General features: G+C 53.6%; 19 protein-coding genes. 13 read left to right on the top strand and 6 right to left on the bottom strand.

Annotated elements, in window-relative coordinates:
* Positions 1–86 precede the first annotated feature (86 nt).
* Positions 87–1,064, top strand: a complete 978-nt coding sequence (locus Pla100_RS11115) for a DUF6807 domain-containing protein (RefSeq protein WP_146577797.1) — start codon at positions 87–89, stop codon at positions 1,062–1,064.
* A gap of 368 nt (positions 1,065–1,432) precedes the next feature.
* On the opposite strand, the gene Pla100_RS11110 is transcribed toward Pla100_RS11115, so the two are convergent.
* The gene (locus Pla100_RS11110) at positions 1,433–1,891 is read right to left on the bottom strand and encodes a hypothetical protein (protein ID WP_146577796.1); all 459 of its coding nucleotides are present in this window, start codon (positions 1,889–1,891) and stop codon (positions 1,433–1,435) included.
* 143 nt (positions 1,892–2,034) lie between these two features.
* On the opposite strand from Pla100_RS11110, the gene Pla100_RS11105 reads away from it, so the two are divergent.
* From Pla100_RS11105 to Pla100_RS11075, 7 genes are all read left to right on the top strand, one after another.
* Positions 2,035–2,616 carry a protein-tyrosine phosphatase family protein gene (locus Pla100_RS11105; RefSeq protein ID WP_231602955.1) on the top strand — a complete coding sequence of 194 codons (582 nt, stop codon included), beginning with the start codon at positions 2,035–2,037 and terminating at the stop codon, positions 2,614–2,616.
* A 103-nt stretch (positions 2,617–2,719) separates the two neighbouring features.
* A complete protein-coding gene (locus Pla100_RS11100; protein ID WP_231602954.1) occupies positions 2,720–3,310 on the top strand; it encodes an AlkZ-related protein in 591 nt (196 codons plus the stop codon).
* Positions 3,311–3,367: 57 nt separating this feature from the next.
* Positions 3,368–3,604 (top strand): hypothetical protein, encoded by a 237-nt coding sequence (locus tag Pla100_RS11095; RefSeq protein ID WP_146577794.1) that lies wholly within the window; start codon positions 3,368–3,370, stop codon positions 3,602–3,604.
* Positions 3,601–4,155 (top strand): hypothetical protein, encoded by a 555-nt coding sequence (locus Pla100_RS11090; protein ID WP_146577793.1) that lies wholly within the window; start codon positions 3,601–3,603, stop codon positions 4,153–4,155. Before Pla100_RS11095 ends, Pla100_RS11090 begins: the two co-directional genes overlap by 4 nt.
* 178 nt (positions 4,156–4,333) lie before the next feature.
* On the top strand, positions 4,334–5,074 hold the full coding sequence (locus Pla100_RS11085; protein ID WP_146577792.1) for a phytanoyl-CoA dioxygenase family protein: 741 nt from the start codon (positions 4,334–4,336) through the stop codon (positions 5,072–5,074).
* A 165-nt stretch (positions 5,075–5,239) separates the two neighbouring features.
* On the top strand, positions 5,240–5,542 hold the full coding sequence (locus Pla100_RS11080) for a VF530 family protein (protein ID WP_146578112.1): 303 nt from the start codon (positions 5,240–5,242) through the stop codon (positions 5,540–5,542).
* On the top strand, positions 5,457–7,796 hold the full coding sequence (locus Pla100_RS11075; RefSeq protein ID WP_146577791.1) for a M56 family metallopeptidase: 2,340 nt from the start codon (positions 5,457–5,459) through the stop codon (positions 7,794–7,796). The genes Pla100_RS11080 and Pla100_RS11075 overlap by 86 nt, the downstream gene beginning before the upstream one ends.
* A gap of 238 nt (positions 7,797–8,034) precedes the next feature.
* On the opposite strand, the gene Pla100_RS11070 is transcribed toward Pla100_RS11075, so the two are convergent.
* The 4 genes from Pla100_RS11070 to Pla100_RS11055 all read right to left on the bottom strand — a co-directional run bounded on the left by Pla100_RS11070 (position 8,035) and on the right by Pla100_RS11055 (position 11,220).
* Positions 8,035–8,643 carry a pyridoxamine 5'-phosphate oxidase family protein gene (locus Pla100_RS11070; protein WP_146577790.1) on the bottom strand — a complete coding sequence of 203 codons (609 nt, stop codon included), beginning with the start codon at positions 8,641–8,643 and terminating at the stop codon, positions 8,035–8,037.
* Between the two features lie 90 nt (positions 8,644–8,733).
* Positions 8,734–9,726 (bottom strand): alpha/beta fold hydrolase, encoded by a 993-nt coding sequence (locus tag Pla100_RS11065; protein WP_231602953.1) that lies wholly within the window; start codon positions 9,724–9,726, stop codon positions 8,734–8,736.
* 43 nt (positions 9,727–9,769) lie between these two features.
* Positions 9,770–10,240: a nuclear transport factor 2 family protein gene (locus Pla100_RS11060; protein ID WP_146577789.1), complete on the bottom strand. Its 471-nt coding sequence runs from the start codon at positions 10,238–10,240 to the stop codon at positions 9,770–9,772.
* Between the two features lie 359 nt (positions 10,241–10,599).
* Complete coding sequence (locus tag Pla100_RS11055; RefSeq protein WP_146577788.1) at positions 10,600–11,220, bottom strand: carboxymuconolactone decarboxylase family protein; 621 nt, start codon at positions 11,218–11,220, stop codon at positions 10,600–10,602.
* Positions 11,221–11,443: 223 nt separating this feature from the next.
* On the opposite strand from Pla100_RS11055, the gene Pla100_RS11050 reads away from it, so the two are divergent.
* On the top strand, positions 11,444–13,051 hold the full coding sequence (locus tag Pla100_RS11050; RefSeq protein WP_146578110.1) for a sigma-54-dependent Fis family transcriptional regulator: 1,608 nt from the start codon (positions 11,444–11,446) through the stop codon (positions 13,049–13,051).
* Here the strand turns inward: Pla100_RS11050 and Pla100_RS11045 are convergent.
* The gene (locus Pla100_RS11045; protein WP_146577787.1) at positions 13,041–13,424 is read right to left on the bottom strand and encodes a linear amide C-N hydrolase; all 384 of its coding nucleotides are present in this window, start codon (positions 13,422–13,424) and stop codon (positions 13,041–13,043) included. The genes Pla100_RS11050 and Pla100_RS11045 overlap by 11 nt on opposite strands.
* 158 nt (positions 13,425–13,582) lie before the next feature.
* Between Pla100_RS11045 and Pla100_RS30660 the strand changes: the two genes are divergently transcribed.
* The 4 genes from Pla100_RS30660 to Pla100_RS11030 all read left to right on the top strand — a co-directional run bounded on the left by Pla100_RS30660 (position 13,583) and on the right by Pla100_RS11030 (position 17,405).
* Positions 13,583–13,759 (top strand): hypothetical protein, encoded by a 177-nt coding sequence (locus Pla100_RS30660; protein ID WP_197167852.1) that lies wholly within the window; start codon positions 13,583–13,585, stop codon positions 13,757–13,759.
* A gap of 431 nt (positions 13,760–14,190) precedes the next feature.
* Complete coding sequence (locus Pla100_RS11040) at positions 14,191–14,721, top strand: RNA polymerase sigma factor (protein WP_146577786.1); 531 nt, start codon at positions 14,191–14,193, stop codon at positions 14,719–14,721.
* A complete protein-coding gene (locus tag Pla100_RS11035) occupies positions 14,721–15,662 on the top strand; it encodes a hypothetical protein (protein WP_146577785.1) in 942 nt (313 codons plus the stop codon). The genes Pla100_RS11040 and Pla100_RS11035 overlap by 1 nt, the downstream gene beginning before the upstream one ends.
* A gap of 126 nt (positions 15,663–15,788) precedes the next feature.
* A complete protein-coding gene (locus Pla100_RS11030) occupies positions 15,789–17,405 on the top strand; it encodes a hypothetical protein (RefSeq protein ID WP_146577784.1) in 1,617 nt (538 codons plus the stop codon).
* Positions 17,406–17,526: the final 121 nt, after the last annotated feature.

Genomic DNA, 17,526 nt, shown 5'->3' with positions numbered 1-17,526 from the left:
GGCGTTACCCTGGCCGTGTCTTTGCTCCGGAACGGTGGGCAAAGAGGAAGCTGAACTTTTGAAACGAATCCAATGAAACGAATCCAATGAAACCTCCCCAATTCCTTGTTCTCTTGCTCGCCTGTGCGCTCTGCGCCTCACTCCAGCCCGTTTTCGGCGGGGATCTTAAACTGACGGAAACAGCCGACACCATTCGCATCAGCCAGCGCGACCAAACGGTGCTGGAATACGTCAAGACCGCGAGGCCGGTGCCCGAAGGCATTGAGAAGCACTTCAGCCGCAGCGGCTACATTCATCCGATTTACACCCCGACCGGGCAGGAACTCACGGGTGACTATCCCGAGGATCATGCCCATCAACATGCTCTCTATTTTGCCTGGGTGAAGAGCAAGTTTGACGGAAAGAATGTCGACTTCTGGAATCAGGCAAAGGATCTTGGAAAAATCGAATTTCGCGAAGTGCAGAAACTGAACCGAGAAAAGCAAAACGTTTCCTTTAGTGTCAAACACGCGTTTATGGTGAAGCAGGGTGACAAGTGGATTGATGCGATCCACGAGGTCTGGACCGTCACAGTTCATCAAACCCCCGAGGACCATTTTCTTTTCGACATTGTCAGCGTTCAAAACTGCGTTTCCGAAAAGCCGCTGGGCTTGTCCGAGTACCATTACGGTGGCATGGCGATTCGCGGCAACTACCAGTGGCTGAAGGAAAAGGAAGATCACAGCATCAAGCCTGGCGACCTGCAATTCCTGACCAGCGATGGCCATGACCGCTGGAAAGGGAATCATACTCGTCCCAACTGGGTTGCCCTTTCTGGCAAAATCGATGGTCAGGACATATCGGCAACCGTCTTCTGCAGTCCTAAGAACTTTCGTGCGCCTCAACCTGTGCGGCTTCATCCCAACAAGCCGTATTTCTGCTTCTCGCCCATGGTCGAAGGCCCGTTCGAGATCTCGCCTGGCAACGAATACGTTTCACGTTACCGCTACTTGGTGACTTCCAAAGCAATCGACGTGAACGTGATCGAGAAGTACTGGGACGAATACGCGAAGACTGAGAAATAGTCCGCCGTTCATTCGCGGTCTGTTGGGAGTCAATGTCCAACCAAGAAACATTGAGTTCCAACGCAGAAATATGTTGGGCAGAAAAATGCTTCCATCTTTTTGCCCATCCGAATTTTGCCCATCCACTAAAAGCAGCACTTGGGAATTCGAAAGCCGCCAAATGGGTCAGGTCTCTTTGTTGAGACAACCTCCCTCTGCACCAGAGCGAAACGGTGCTTTAACAGGCTACCGTAAGGTGGTCTTTCTTATCGGCGGACAGGAAGTCTGCCGTCTCTTGCGGCACGAAGCCGCCCAGGCGTTGGATCCAAGGGAAGCCGCAAGCGACGCGGCGACGCACACGAAGTGCGTGGCGGCTGTTACCCGCGCGGTCACAGTCCCGCGAGTTGCTGGTTGTAATCGAACTGCAAATCGGGATGCACCTTTTCGATCGCCGCGTCGATTTTCTTAAACTGCGTCGCGACCATGTTTTCGCTGACGCGACAGCCGCCGAAAGTGATTCGCTGGTCCTTGATCCGCCGGCAAAAGTGAATCCGCACTCGCAGTTCGGTTTCTCTGTCGCCTGAGAACCGCAGCGACTTGTCCATCCAGCGGACTACCTTGCGAAGCGTCTTTTTGTGGATTTTGCCTGGAGTGCTCAGTTGCTCGTCGATCTCATCGCACAGTTCCTCGGCATAACTGATCTCGTCATCGGCTTTCATTAGCAAGTACGTCAGCAGTTCCTTGCTCTCGACCTTGAACTTGGCCAAGCGAACGCAAACGTCCAACAAGTCCTCGTGTTCAAGCTTCGCAAGCTGCTTCTTCAACTGGCTGATCGTGGCGGCTTTCATGGCATCTCAAAATACGTGTGCTTCCGGTGGTGCTAAACTCTATTGAACCAACCACCTTCATGTCACCCATCAATCCCCCAAGAAACGTGATCGACCGCATTGCCATCTCAGGATATCCTAGCACTTCCTTCCCGAGACCTCGCTTGCCCATTCCAACAAAATTTCTGCATCCAGAAAGACCAACGCCATGCCATCGAACCTATTGGGTCATCGATGATTGGCTGCTCGCTGGGGCGTACCCAGGCCGACCAGAACCAGCAGATCATCGCCAGCGGATTCAGTCGCTGTTCGACGCCGGCATGCGGACGTTCATCAACTTGCAAGAAGAGAACGAGAAAAACAATTTCGGTGTGGCCTTCGTCCGGTACGACGACGAATTGCGAAGGCTTGCCAGTGATCGCGGCGAGCATATCGCTCACTTGCGTTTTCCAGTTCCCGACGGCGGAAAGACTTCTGTCGATCGCATGCGATGCATCCTGGACGCCATCGATCTATCTCTGGTCGTCAATCGGCCCGTTTATGTTCGCTGCTTCGGCGGCATGGGACGAACAGGTTCGACGATTTGTTGTTGGCTCCGGCGGCATGGTTTTGCATCACCGGACAACGTGCTTAGTTTGCTGACGCAACTGCGGCAAGCGGACGTTGAGCGAGCGACCTGGAAAGCGCCAGAAAATGAATCGCAAGAAGGTTTTGTTTTGTCGTGGACAGAGAAGCAAAACAGCTAGTCATGATTCGGTGATACTTACAACGAATACCAACGGCGAGTGAAACTCTGGATCCCCACTTTCGGTCAAAATGCGATTCAGATGATAACCCCATTGAACGTGAATGCAGATGATTAAAACATTTGAAGAAGCTTACCAGTTTGTCATCGAACATAAGGTTTGCACGGTCTTCGGCAGCAAAGGCTCGCCACACCCATCGCTGTGGGACAATACGGCACTATCTGAGAAGAAACCGAGGGCGGGAGGTTGGAGTCCGAAAGTCATGGCTGTGTGGGACTGGAAAACCCGCATTCCACAGACCTATCCTGAAGCCGTCTTCTACGGAAAAATCAAAGGTGGCGATGCGGTGCTGATGGAAATGCAATACTTCCGCGAAACGCATTACCCGGCATCTTTTCAGCCGGTCGGCGATTTGGATGAGCTCGCGCAGCAACTTTACGAGTTCATTCGGTTGGAGCCTGCGTTTACCGGGCCACTGCGAAAGCGAGCCATTGAGCAATTGGGTTGCACGAAGAGCCAGTTTGATACCGCGATCAGGAATCTGCAGATCAGTCTCAACATCGTTCGCTCCAACGATCCGTCACTGAAGAATGACTTTTGGCTCACCATGCGAGAGGTGCATTTGGACTTAGTCAACCGATACGAGATCAACTCATCGAACGAGCCAACCGAAGACGGACGAGCAGATCGTTGAGTGCGCCGCGTGCCGATGCCCGTTGCTTGGTGGAGACCGATCAGCGATACTGCGTCCATGGACAACGGCACTCTTCAAAACGAAATTCGACGTCGAGTTCAGGCAAGTTCCGGCTTGAGTCCCGAGGAACGCATTTTGGCTGGGATCAGGCAGTCCGAACTCGCGATCCGCGTGGTCAAAGATGGCCTCCGCGACCAATACCCTGACGCCGATGAGGCAACCATTGCATCGCTCTTGTTGGAACGGATTCGGCTGATGAAACGAATTCAAAATGGAAGGATCGCAAAGAGATGAATCTCGAGGATGCGATCACTAGGGTTATCGAGGGTCTGAGCGAGATCGGCGTGGAATACATGCTCATTGGTTCGTTCTCAAGCATGTATTACTCATTCCCTCGCTCGACCACCGATGCTGATTTTGTCGTTGGCCGCCAAGACCTGGGCGTCGTGCGTCTTTCAACGATTCTAGGCGAGCGATTTAAGTTTGATCCGCAGCTCTCGTTTGAGACGGTCGGCAGGTCGAGCAAGAATGAAATTGAGATCAAAGGCACGCCGTTCCGGATTGAGATATTCAGATTGACCAACGAGCCATTCGATCAATCACGATTCGAGCGGCGGCGAGAAATCGTTTTGTTTGGCAAACAAGTTTGGATTCCGACCGTTGAGGACGTCATCATTCAAAAACTAATCTGGGATCGGCCCAAAGACCGAGATGATGTCGCTGGCGTGATTGAAGCAACCCGAAAATCGCTCGACGAGGACTACTTGCAATCCTGGGCTAGCCGACTGAGCTTGACTGATGCACTCTTGAGAGCATCCGCTCCCCATGACGATTCCGCTGGATAAGACGTTGCAACCGTCAAGCTCATCTCGCATTCCCACTGTCGCGATTTTCATCACCGCCGCATCTTGGGCTGGGTTTGTGATTTAGTTGGGTGTGAATCCGGGTGCGATGATGATCGCGTTTGGTGTCGAGTCTTCGATGCCGCAAATGTTGACGAAATGACTTCACGGGAGAATACGGATGGATGTCCGCAGTCTAGAACGAGATGGTTTCTGTTTGTTGGTGGAAGCGGTTTCGCCCGAAACCGTCCAACGCATGTTGGCTATCTTTCGCGACACATTCAACGTCGATTCGGAAGACGTCCGAGCACGCTCCAGCCGCGGGCATGTTTATGCAGCGCGGAATTTGATCGCGTCGATTCCTGAGGTCACGACGGTTTGGCAGTGTGATTCGCTCCTGACGTTTTTGCGTGAACAACTCGGCGAATCCTTCGGATTAGTGAGAGCATTGTTCTTTGACAAGCCACCCGATCGTACATGGGCTCTCGCTTGGCACAAAGACACGGCGATTGCGGTCAAGGACAACTCGATCGTTTCGGAGTTCTTCTCGCGGCCGACGATCAAAGCCGGCGTGCCGCATTTGATCGCTTGCGATGAGGTATTGAAACAAATGCTGACGTTGCGGATTCACCTAGACGAGGTCACCAACGAAAACGGACCGTTGCGAGTCATCCCCGGCTCGCACGTTTCATCGACGAGCGAAGGCGACGGTTTGGATGCAACCGTCGACGTTCACGCCATGGCCGGCGACGTGCTGGCGATGCGACCGCTGATTAGCCATTCCAGCGGTCCTTCGGTCGAGGGCACGCGTCGGCATCGCCGAATCCTGCACCTAGAATTTGCCTCGTCGTTGACGCTGCCTGATGGCGTTACTTGGCACGACTTTGTTGTTCCGCAGTCGGCTTCCTTCAACCCAGGTTGACCAACCACTGGTCGACCGTGCCAATGAACTGCTACAACTCGACCGAGCGAACCAGTTCGACGACCAAACAGACGGTGAGCTTGATCAATTTGAGTATTGCGAAATCTTGATGCGAGTGGTCAAGGCACGGATCCGCAAGAACCAGAACAAGGGCGGCGCACCGCAATGAACGAACCCCAGCCCAACAATCCGCTGCACGGCGTCACTCTCAAGGCGATGCTCGAATACTTGGTCGCCGAGTACGGTTGGGAGCGACTGGGGCAGCGGATCAACATCGATTGCTTCAACCACGAGCCGAGCATCAACAGTAGCCTGAAGTTCCTTCGCAAGACCGAATGGGCCAGAGCGAAAATCGAACGGCTATACCTGAACTCGATCAGTTATGACCAGCGGAAGGGTAAGAACGCCGCGTGCGATGGGGCCAACGAATTGGGCAGCGTTTGGGATCGAGCACGCCGAGGCGAGTAGTGCTTATCTATGTTGGCTGTGGTTGATCGTTGTAGCCAGGCTACTTTTACCGGTATCGGTGCCTTCGGTGGTCGCGATCAGCTCGGTTGCGGATGCACCTGTTCAAGCACTGCTCTTAATGGTTGGGAATGGCGGCTACGACAGAGTTGAGGTCGGCACCTTCACAGTTGAAAGCTCAGACGGCATACCCGTCACGGTTGCCCAGATCCCTGACGATGCGACGGCTGAACAACAGGCAGAAGCTAACGCCTATGTCGCGAAGATCAATGCACAAGCACTAGCATCGGGTTCGGCTAACGGTCCGCTGCCGCAATTCAATCAAGTCGAACTAAGTGACAACTCGCGAGTGTTAGTAGAACCGAATTTCAATCTGTTAAACTATTTACTAATCCTCGTTATACCGGCCATCGGGATCATCTTGATACTGCGTGGTATCGCCTCGCACCTCCGATTCGTATGGAAGCTACGGACGTTGCCCGCAGTGACAGAACGCGACACGATTGACTGTTTGCTTCGAGTTTGCGATGACGTTGGTGTTGGACGACGGCCCAAACTGAAGGAGGTTCCATCACTTGACGCTCCCGCCATGTTCGGGATGCTGTGGCCGACCGTGTGCCTTCCCATCGGTTGGCGAGAGAAGCTAACAATGGAGCAGCTTGAGTGGGTTTTTCGGCACGAGGTCGCACACGTTCAAGGTCGCGATGGCTTGCTTCTGTTTGTGGCGACATTGGCTAGGTCGATTCACTGGTTCAATCCGCTTTCTTGGATCGCCGTTTCCAAGCTACAAAACAGCATAGAGCGTGCCGCCGATGAAGTAGCCACGCTGCACTTGACTGGAACGCAAGTTCGCGAGTACGGCGAGTTACTGCTTCGTTTCGCGACCGATCAGCCTGAAACGCGCAGACGACCAACGATCGGTTTGCTGTCGATGGCCGCGCCGAAAGATCTCAGCCGACGCATCGCGTCGCTGGGGACACCGGTTCGCAGAGTACGGTGGCTGCGAAGTTTGGTGGCAATCGCTGTGATCACGATGGTCGCCGCGTGTGGACTAACGGATGCCAAGACGGTCCAGCCATCCACCATGAAGCCGCGACCAATACCGAACATCGAAGTGGCTTTGGCAGAACTAGACTGGAAGAAGATAAATCGACCCGATGAATCCCGGGACCAGCAGGAAAGGCGAGTTGTTTCCATCAATGTCGAGAAGGCGTTGCAGAAAGCGAAAGAGATGGAAGCCGGTATCGATGCAGAGAGGTTTGCAATGACCTACTTTGGGTTCTTTCCCGCGACCAATGACCAAAGTCCTCTGGCAGAAATTGTTGACGGTTTCATGACGGTCCAGGTCACCCCGCAACAAGAGGCGTTGATCAGGCAAACCCTGTCCGCGTTTGAACAATCGGGTTTATGGCAGATTGTTACTGAGTTGAGGGTCATCGACACCGATATCCGTTTTCTTGACCCGTTTGATTGGTCGTTATCGGATTCGACGGTTCGTTGCCGCCGACTCGATCGATCTCCCAGCATTGACGGACTCGTTGACAACGACCACACATATATCGAAGGCCCCTCGCTGTCCATCAATATGTCGGGGGCGTCCAACGAGGATTTACCGGAGTTCAATGTCGAGCAATCTGTTTCTCTTCCTGTACGGGCGACCAAGATCAATCACTTGGAAAGCGTGAATTTCATCCATCAAGTGCAAAGCGACGTTCGGTCGAACATCATGATGGCTCCGAAGGTCACGATGTTCAACGGCCAGCGTGGTTTGATCAGCGACTGTGTGCAACGCCCGTTTGTCACCGATGTGTTGGAAGTTGCTGGAGACTTTGCAACGGCGCTACAACCTAAGATTTCCGTTATCGAGGATGGCTGGAAATTTTTGATCAAAACGAGTGTGACTGCGGAAGAACGTGTAAAGCTACAAATGGTTTTCACCCAATCGAGCGTCGACGGCGTGAAATTCGCAAATCTTCCGAATACACGCGGAAATAATTTTCCAGAACGACTCACCATCCAAGTGCCAACAGTTCATTCAGACACTATCGCAGTGGAGAGTGTTTTGAACGAGGACGAAGCTCTGCTCGTATTCTCCCCAAGACCCTATTCCGACGAAGAGGACGGTGAGCATGAAAACTGCGGCGATGGAATGGGGCAAGTTTTTATGATCCGAACAACACTGATCCCTGACAACGATTTCCTGAAAAGTTTCGTGCCAAGAGACCGATTAACTCCAGAGTCTCAGCCGAACAAGTAAGTCGTTGAGTGCCGATCGCGCTGACGACATCTCCGGAAGGCTGGATTGCGAGTACGCTGACCCAAGTTCTTTGGTGAGACGTTCGCACTTGCCGGCGTGGAACCTTTGATCGGAAGCGTTGAGCGTCCCTTTTTCGGGGCCGGTTCTCTTTTGGCGAATGAGTTCGTCGAAATAAGTGAGCTTGGCGGGTTGCCGTAGGTCAATCATTCGATGCGAGTAAACACTATGGCAAAGTTTATCACCGATCGATTTCATATCGCGCAAGTTTCGCTTCCAGTTCAGCGACGCGGGTTTGCAGGCCTTCAATGATCGGGGCGATTTGGCTGTGTGGATAGCGTTGATGAATATGTTGAGGACAGTTTGCGTCCCAGGCTTCAACGTGAAATAGAATGGAACGCTCAACCTTGCCGACATAGTCGGGGTCGTGAAGACGCTCGTTGAGTTCGGCGTTATCCTCGATTACTTCAGCGCGGCCCCAGATCTTGATTCGTTGGCGGTTCACGTAATCCATCAAGAAGATGAAGGATTTGGGGTTCTCTGATAAGTTGCCAAGTGTGATGTACTGCCGGTTGCCTCCGAAGTCGGCAAAGCCAAGCGTTTGATCATCGATGACTTTGAGAAATCCAGGAGGTCCGCCGCGGTACTGAATGTACGGCTGCCCCTCTCCATTCACTGTGCCGAGATAGAACATGTCCAATCCCGCGAGAAAGCCCGCTAGGTCGGGCGAAACCTTTGTTTGCCAACCACCATGCGACTCCATTCGGGCGTAGCTTGCACGCGATCCCTTCTGTGCCTGAATGGCTTTGACCGATGGAGTGAATGCGATATCGCTGGATGAAGTTGGCATGGTCGTTGTCCAAAGTTGAATGGTTTTATCACAGGTCTTTGCAAGAGCACTCGCTCGTATCTTCCGAGCGAGTGCAAAACCGTAACACGGTCACTTGGCGAGCGTCTTGTCCAAGAAGGATTTCATCAGTCCGGCAATCTCGGCTCCATTGGATTCCAATGCAAAGTGACCGGCGTCTAGAAGATGAAACTCAAGGTTTTTGAAATCGCGTTTGTAAGGTTCCGCTCCGGCAGGCGGGAAGATCTGGTCGTGCTCACCCCAAACGATTAGCATCGGCGGCTGATGTTTGCGGAAGTACTCTTGCCATTTTGGATACAACGAAGGGTTGCTGCCGTAGCTGAGGAACAAATCGAGTTGAATCTCCTGATTGCCCTCTCGATCGAGCAAGAACTGATCGTGCGCCGGACCATCAGGACTAATCCGCTCAATTTCCTTGACGCCGTGTGTGTACTGCCACTTGGTCGCATCGTACGCCAATAGGCCTCGCAGGGCTTCTCGCTTAGAAGCATCTTTTGGCGTGTTCCAGTAAGCTTTGATCGGCTTCCAGAAGCCATTGTCCAAGCCCTCGTCGTAAGCGTTTCCATTTTGGACCACGATCGCTGTAACACGTTCCGGATGTGCCGCTGCGATCCGATAACCAACGGGTGCACCGTAATCTTGAACGTATATCGCGAAGCTTTTCAAGCCAATCTCATCGGTGAATCGATCGACGACTTTCGCGAGGCTGTCGAACGTATAGTTGAACTTGTCGCGTGAGGGCATCTCGCTGTGCCCAAAGCCTGGGTAGTCTGGCGCAACAACATGATATTTTTCAGCGAGGGCTGGTATCAGTTCGCGAAACATTTGCGAGCTGGTGGGAAACCCGTGCAGCAACAAGACGCTCGGCGCATCCTTTGGCCCTGCCTCACGATAGAAGATCTTAAGACCGTCAACAGCGACAGTCTTATAGGCCACAGTCGATGCCGCTGAATGTTTCGCAGTCGCGATGGGCGTCTGCGCAAGCGAAGTTCCGCCGGCGACGAAGGTGAAGGAGATCGCTGCTAATGCAGCGATAAATAGCTTCATCCGAATGTTAATTTTCATGATCGTTCACTTTTCGAGTTAGATTTGCAGAGAGAAATTGCGATTACTTCACGTCGCCGATGCCGACGTGGTCTAAAGGACGAGGTCCTGGTGCATCCCAGAAGAACTTGCGTTCGTTTTCCGTGATTGCCACATCGTTTATGCTCGCTTCTCGGCGACGCATCAATCCGTGCTCATCGAACTCCCAGTTTTCGTTGCCATAAGCACGAAACCAGTTTCCCAAGGCATCATGCCACTCGTACTGAAACCGAACCGCGATCCGAGTGTCGGTATAGGCCCAGAGCGACTTCACCAATCGATAGTCCACCTCACGTTTCCACTTGTCCGACAAAAACTCGCGAATTTGGTCACGACCGGTAATGAACACGCTGCGGTTTCTCCACACCGAGTCTTCCGAGTACGCCATCGAAACACGATTCGGATCGCGTGAGTTCCAAGCGTTCTCGGCGGCGCGGACTTTTTCCGTCGCCGTTTCGAGAGTAAAGGGTGGGCGAAGATCAGTTTGGTTTAGCATGATAGGGTTCCTTGAGAACGGTTCGGAAATCACTTCGGCATTCGCATCGAGCAAGAGGATCGTAACCCGACACGTCAGTTTTGAAGACTGCCTTTTTGCCTGTGGCATTGGTTTATCGTAACCCGACGCGCAAGCGAGGGATGAGTCAATATCAATTATCCCTCGCTTACGCAGCGGGTTACGAAAAAAGTGCAACTTCAAAAGGCGTAAGCGAGCGATGAGTCAATATCAATGATCCCTCGCTTACGCAGCGGGTTACGAAGAAAGCGCAACTTCAAAATGCGTAAACGAGGGATGATTCAATATCAATGATCCCTCGCTTACGCAGCGGGTTACGAAGGAATCGCAACTTCATACCTTTATAAACAGTTGGTTTGATGGATCGGTTCAGAGATCGAGTTCACGGCACAGGCTTGGTGCGTTTCACAGGTTTCGGGGGCTTCATCGACTACCTCGGCGAGTGGAAAGTCGATTTCGGTTTCGGCGACGTGGTTGAAGTAGTTGGTGAAGATGTTCAGCGCAACGTTGGCGACGATTTCTGCAATCGCACCGTCATTCCAACCTGCACTTCGAACGGCCGCTAAATCGGCGTCGCTGACCTTCCCGCGTTTGTCCACGAGTTGGCGGGCAAAGCGAAGCACTGCGGCTGTGCTTGGGTCTGCCGATGAGCCGCGACGGCTTTCGAGAATCTGCTCCGCGGTGAGCCCCACCATCTTGCCAATGGTCGAATGAGCGCTGAGGCAGTAGTCACACGAGTTAGCTTGGCCTACCGCAAGCGCGATCTGCTCGCGGGTCTTCGCTGGCAGGTCGCCACTGCCCAGGCTGCCACTAAACTTCAGGTACGCATCCAACACGGCTGGCGAGTTGGCCATGCCACGCATCAGGTTGGGTGTCATCCCCAGCTTGGCCTTCACGCCGTCGAGCAGTTCTTTCGCTTTGCCTGTCGCTAGCTTTGGGTTTACGGTTTCGATTCGAGACATGGTTGGACTCCGTTGGTTCCAGAAGGTTTTCTTTACTTGTCAGCAACAGCTGCTGATCATGCCTATCCTAAAGGCATTTGCAGTGCCAAATCACGGAAGAATACATAAGTCAATGTGGATAAATGACTTACGGTAATTAACGTTCGTTTTTCATAGGCACGATAATTCGTGAAAACACGAAAGCCCGTTGCGTATGCACGAGATGTCGTGTATGTCTATCAACATGCTTGAGCAACATTTACCGTTGATTCCCGATCCGAAATCGTTGCTGTTGGCGATGGCCCAGCAGCGAAGCGTGGATGAGGTGTTGAAACTGGTCGTTGCGGAACTAGCGAGTTCACAAGTGGTCGCCTTGGCCCGCATCTGGTTGATTCGACCGGGGGCTGGCTGCCAGACGTGCCGGATGCGTTCGGAGTGCCCGGACCAAACGAACTGCCTTCATCTGGTGGCCAGCTCTGGGACTTCCGTCGTTGATCCGGATAATGCGCTCAACCGCATTGATGGATCGTTTCGCCGCTTCCCGTTGGGGGTTCGTAAGGTGGGGCGAATTGCCGTGACGGGTGAGCCGCTTGAGGTTCAGAACATTGACGGTGAACCTGAGTGGCTGGCCAATCCCAAATGGGCCAAAGACGAGGGAATCCGTGGATTTGCTGGGCAACCGTTGGTCCACCATGGCCAAGTGTTGGGAGTGCTCGGTGTCTTTAGCCGCACAACGATAGGTGACCAGTGTCTCGATTGGTTGCGGATGATCGCCGACCACGTAGCTTCCGCCATCGCCAACGCCCAGGCGTGGGAGGAAATTGAATCGCTGCGCAAACGTTTGGAGCTAGAAAACGATTATCTGCAAGAGGAGCTTCGCGGCGAGTCTTTCGGCGACATGATTGGCCAAAGTGCAGCGCTGCAAATGGTAGCGCAGCAGATTAGTCTCGTCGCCCCAACCGACGCGACAGTCTTAGTGACCGGCGAGAGCGGAACGGGCAAGGAGTTGGTTGCCCGCGAAATTCATGCCCGCTCATCACGACACGCGAGACCATTGATCAAGGTCAACTGCGCTGCGATTCCACGCGAGCTTTACGAGAGCGAATTCTTTGGGCACACCAAAGGTAGCTTCACCGGTGCACTACGAGACCGGGTTGGCCGATTCGAATTAGCCGATGGTGGCACTTTGTTTCTCGACGAGGTCGGCGAGATCCCGCTCGATCTGCAAAGCAAGCTGTTGCGGGTCTTGCAAGAGGGAGAACTTGAGAGAGTCGGCGAAGAGCGAACTCGCAAAGTCAATGTTCGCATCATAGCCGCCACCAATCGTAATCTCAAAGACGAAGCGGAAACCGGGAAGTTCAGAAGCGACTTGTATTACCGCTTAAGTGTATTTCCCATCGAATTGCCGCCGCTGCGAAAACGCAAAGAAGATATTGCGATGCTCGCCGAGCACCTGCTGGGAATTCTATCCCGGCGTCTTGGAAAACAGCCGCCGCGATTGACGCAAGCCAATGTAGCCGAACTGCTGCGATACGATTGGCCGGGCAATATTCGAGAACTACAACACGTGCTCGAGCGTGCCTTGATCACTTCGCCGAAAGGCAAGTTGCGTTTTGACCTTAACTCTGGCGAAAACACCAAGGCAACAACAACGCCCTCCACATCGATTTCGAACGAGCCGATCTTGTCCGCGTCGCAGCTACGATCCTTCGAATCAGCGAACATTCGTCGCGCGTTGCAAGCTTGCGACGGCAAGGTCTATGGCGACAAAGGCGCGGCAGCTCTGCTCGGTATGAAACCCACCACACTAGCTTCTCGGATAAAAAGCCTAGGAATTACGCTCAGAGACTAGCAATGACACGGCGGGAACGTCTCGGCCACTGAGAGGAGTCCTGCGTCGCGTCCCAGTCCAATTCGGGTTGTGTCCAAGCTGCGATCGACATCAACGGACGATTGTCACCTTTGGGACTGGGATACTCGCTCTCGACAAGAAACAACGAGTTGGCAACGAGCCCCTTCTCGTTCATACCGTCGGCGGTGCCAGCTTCGTAGATCGATGAAACCACGCTGCCATACTTGCTGGCCCACTTAAAGCCTTGATCGCCCATGCCGCCGTCACGCTTCATCCCTCGCGGAAAGATCCATAAGTCGGTATGCATGTCTTCCTGCCAGTCCATCGTGCGACCGGTCACCGTCTGGCCCTGCTTGCCGAAATAGACAGCCAGACTGCAGGCATCCGCAACGTTGACAGGAAACGCCGCACAACAAACGCAGAGGCATTGATTCCAAGTCCACTTGTGGTCAACTGTGGTCTGGTAGAAAAACTGTTTGGCCTAACTCATTTTCCGTTGTGTTTGGATCCAATGATGCTTGCGAGGCTCAGGTGAAATACGCTGTGGTCGTCGAATTCATTCAACAATGCTCAGCGGCGTCGACGTCACTGATTCATTGGCTCGATGAGGAGTCTCTGTTCGACGACGAGAACGCAGAAGGCTCTGCCCCCGGCGGGTTCCTGAATCGATTTGGCTACTACGTGATCCGGGTTAAAGAGGGGAGCTAAAAAACATCGCGTGCGACGTAACAGCGTTGTTGGCGCGATTCGATTGAGGCGAGATCGCAAGGTCGGTGTTCAGTCAATCAAGCCGAGCGATACGACTTTGGATCGCCGGTGACGGTACATCATCAGCCGAAAACTGTGCTCCCAATGCTCCCGTTTTCATCGAGCGAAGCGGAAGACGAAGAGCATTGTTCTGCGACTTTTGTGACCGCATTGCTCCCGGTGGAGGGGGACAAGGGTGAAGTAGGTTCGCAACAGAGAGCTACAGTAAAGTATTCGTCAACGTTTGCGTTCGCTGGTAATTTTGGACTGCGCGAATCGTTTTCGATTCGAGAATCGAGTGTTCCCGGTTATTTGTTAAATGTTTGCGATTCGCCGTCCCCTTTCTCGTCTCGCGGGACAATTCCCCTTGATTGGCAGCTTTAGGGAGAACCATGGACGCAACAACACTGTTTGAAATCTTAATTCGCGAGAACACGGACATGCTGCTCGCATACATCCGGTCAGGGGTGCGAGATCAGCATGCCGTGGATGATCTTTATCAAGAAACGGTCCTCACCGCCTGGAAGCGTCTTGATACTTACGACCGAGACAGGCCGATCGGTCCGTGGTTGCGAGGAATCGCCGGAAAAATGATGCTCGCTTACTATCGGAAGACTTCTCGCACGGATAAGCCGATTGACGAAGAGGCGCTCCAGTGGCTGAACGAACGCTTTGTCGCGATTGGATCACTCGAAGGTGACACATTTCACGACAAGCTGGCCGCCTTACGTGAATGTATCGGTTCTCTCCCGGAAACTTACCAGCGTCCGATCACGATGCGCTACACCGAACAGCGGGCTTGGGGCGAAATCGAGTCGATGTTGAACCTGGCAAAAGAGACTTTGAAGAAACGGCTGGCCCGCGGTAAAGCGCGTTTGGCGGACTGCCTGGAGAACAAACTGGGACTTGGCGAGACGTCGTGATGAATGAGAACGAAGAACTGAAGCGAGGCCAACTCAGGGATTGCTGGATCGAGTCGCTGCTCGCCAGTGCCGTGACTCCGCAAGATCACGCCGATCACGTTGCCCGAGCGATGAAGCGAATTAACGAGCCTGAGGCAACGCATGTGGCCGATGTGACACGCACGTCGCGGAGGTCAGTGCGGTGGGGAGCAATCGCGATTGCCGCATCCGTGCTGATAGCCCTGTCGTTTGTGCTTGATGTTGACGGCACTTCTGCCAAGGCCATGGCGGCTGTTCAACGATCCCTGCACGTGGCCGCCGAACAGATGACTCGCAAGTATTTGCTGCAGGTACAGTATCGCAGCCCCACTGGGTCCGAACCACAGATCGACAACGAACTCTACGTGCAAGGTCACGACCGTTTTGTCTTGCGGCATCCGGGGCTCCTGTCAAGCAGCAGTTTTTGGCTTGGCAAGAATGAGACGGACGAGTGGGTCGTTCCTCCGATTGGTCCGGTTCGAATTGGAAGTGATATGGTTCTTAGTCGCTGGCTTGCTTCGCACGAGCAACTCGATACCCCCTATCTGCACGTCACGACGCTCTTAACACGCATGTCTCAAGGCTACCGGTTGGACGATCTGTCCGATAAGGAAGTCACCCTTCCCGATGGAACGGTAGTGGCCTGCCAACACATTCGTGCCGAGCTTGATGTGACCGACGAACCGAACGCTCCTGACACGATCGAGCTGTGGGTAAGCCGTGAAACGGGCATGGCGATTCGAATCGTTGTGCGATGGAATCTGGCAGACGGTGAAGCTGGACGAAAATCGATCGCTCTGACATTCCAAACTGATGAACCCGCGCTTTCGGATGAATGGTTCACTCCTGAAGCTCATTATCAGGGCCGCCGGGTCATCATGCGAATCGATTCACTCGGCCAGCCGACATTCGAACGACCCTAGCGCACCAGAACTCGAAGCGTCAGCGAGGGATTCGCCGTTTCAATTCATCGTTCGCTGACGCGTCGGGTTTTGAAATCAGGATTTTTTTCCGAACAGCTGCTTACCTTTCCTACCCAGGAGCGTCTTATGTCCCGCTACTCACTGATTAATTTCGTTGTTTGCCTTGGCTTTGCCTTGCTTGCGTCGGCTGACGAAACCGTACCAACTTTTTCAAACGACGTGGCCAAGATCATTCATGATAAATGCGCGAGTTGCCATCGACCGGAGTCATCGGCGCCGTTTTCGTTGATCTCCTACCGTGATGTGCAGCAGCGTGCTGGGACCATTGAGGCCGTATTGGACATGGGCTACATGCCGCCCTGGAAACCGGTTGATCATGGAATTGCCTTCGCTAATGACCGAAGTTTGTCAAACGAAGAGACCCAAAAGATCAAAGGCTGGATCGACGCCGGTTGTCCCGAAGGAGACCGCGGGAAGACACCGGATCCTCCGCAGGTCACCGAGGGTTGGATACTTGGTAAACCAGATCTGGTCGTCAGGATGAATGGTACGTTTGACATCCCGGCCGACGGACCCGACATCTATCGTTCCTTTGTTTTTCCGCTCGACTTACCCCAAGACAAATGGGTGAAGGCAGTCCAGCTTCGACCCCGCGCCAAATCGTCGGTGCACCACGCACTGTTCTTTGTCGACACCGCCGGTAATGCTCGAAAAATGGATGGAGCCGACGGGCAGACTGGTATCGCGGGAATGGGATTCCTGGCGGGACTGGGCGAATCAAATGAGACCAACACCGAAGGCGGCGGAACAATCCTGTCGCGGCTTCGGGGCGAGCGAAGATCCGCAGACTCCGACGATGACGAAGCGTACCACGTGAACGATGGACTGGCTCGCGGACTCGGTGGATGTGTTCCGGGCAGCACTCCGAACCTGCTGCCGGGAGACCTAGCGATGTCATTGCCGGCAGGAAGCGACATCGTGATGCAAACCCACTTTCACCCCTCTGGAAAAGCCGAGACTGAGCAAGCCGAAATCGCTCTGTATTTTGCAGAACAGCCACCCTCGCGAGAGCTGATGCCCATCATGGTGCCGCCTATGTTCGGATTCGGGGCCAATATCAAGATCCCCGCCGGTGAGAAGAACTGCCGGGTTTTCGACAGGTTGACGCTTCCCGTCGCCACCCGCGCGATCGGAGTCGGAGGCCATGCGCACTACGTATGCCGTGAACTCAAGCTGACCGCGCAACTGCCTAGTGGCCAAGCAAAGATACTGCTTCACATCGACGATTGGGATCTCGATTGGCAAGACCAGTACCTGTTTGCCGAGCCAATCGATTTGCCGGCCGACACGGTACTCATTTCCGAACTCATCTACGACAACTCGGCCGAAAACCCGGAGAACCCGCATCATCCACCACAGGACATCCGCTGGGGACGCGGCTCGACCGACGAAATGGGCAGCATCACGTTGCTGGCGATTGCTGATGATCAAAACGGCGAAGAATCGCTGCGAAATGCGGTTCGACGACATTTCATCAACTCGCTGATCCATCGGGAACCTTCGCAATTGGTTGAGATGTTAATGCAACTGGATGACAACCATGACGGAAGCCTGCAACGCAGCGAAACGCCACCGCGAATGAAGGACCGTGTGTTTGAGTTTGTTGACGCCGACGACAGCGGCGCATTGGACGAATCCGAGCTCGAAAATGTTCTGCGATTACGCGGTTGGTTTCGCCGTTGATGATGCGCATACGAAATTTTATTTGGCTTCTTTGTCCCCTTTTCCTTTGCCTCCGGCAATTACTCCCGTCAAGCAATCATTCCCTTTGGTTGCCTCACAATCTTTCCTCTAACCTAGGAAA

The sequence above is a fragment of the Neorhodopirellula pilleata genome (assembly GCF_007859915.1).
Taxonomy (GTDB): Bacteria; Planctomycetota; Planctomycetia; order Pirellulales; family Pirellulaceae; genus Rhodopirellula; species Rhodopirellula pilleata.
The sequence above is the reverse complement of the archived record's forward strand: the minus strand, read 5'-3'. Positions and strand labels throughout refer to the sequence as shown.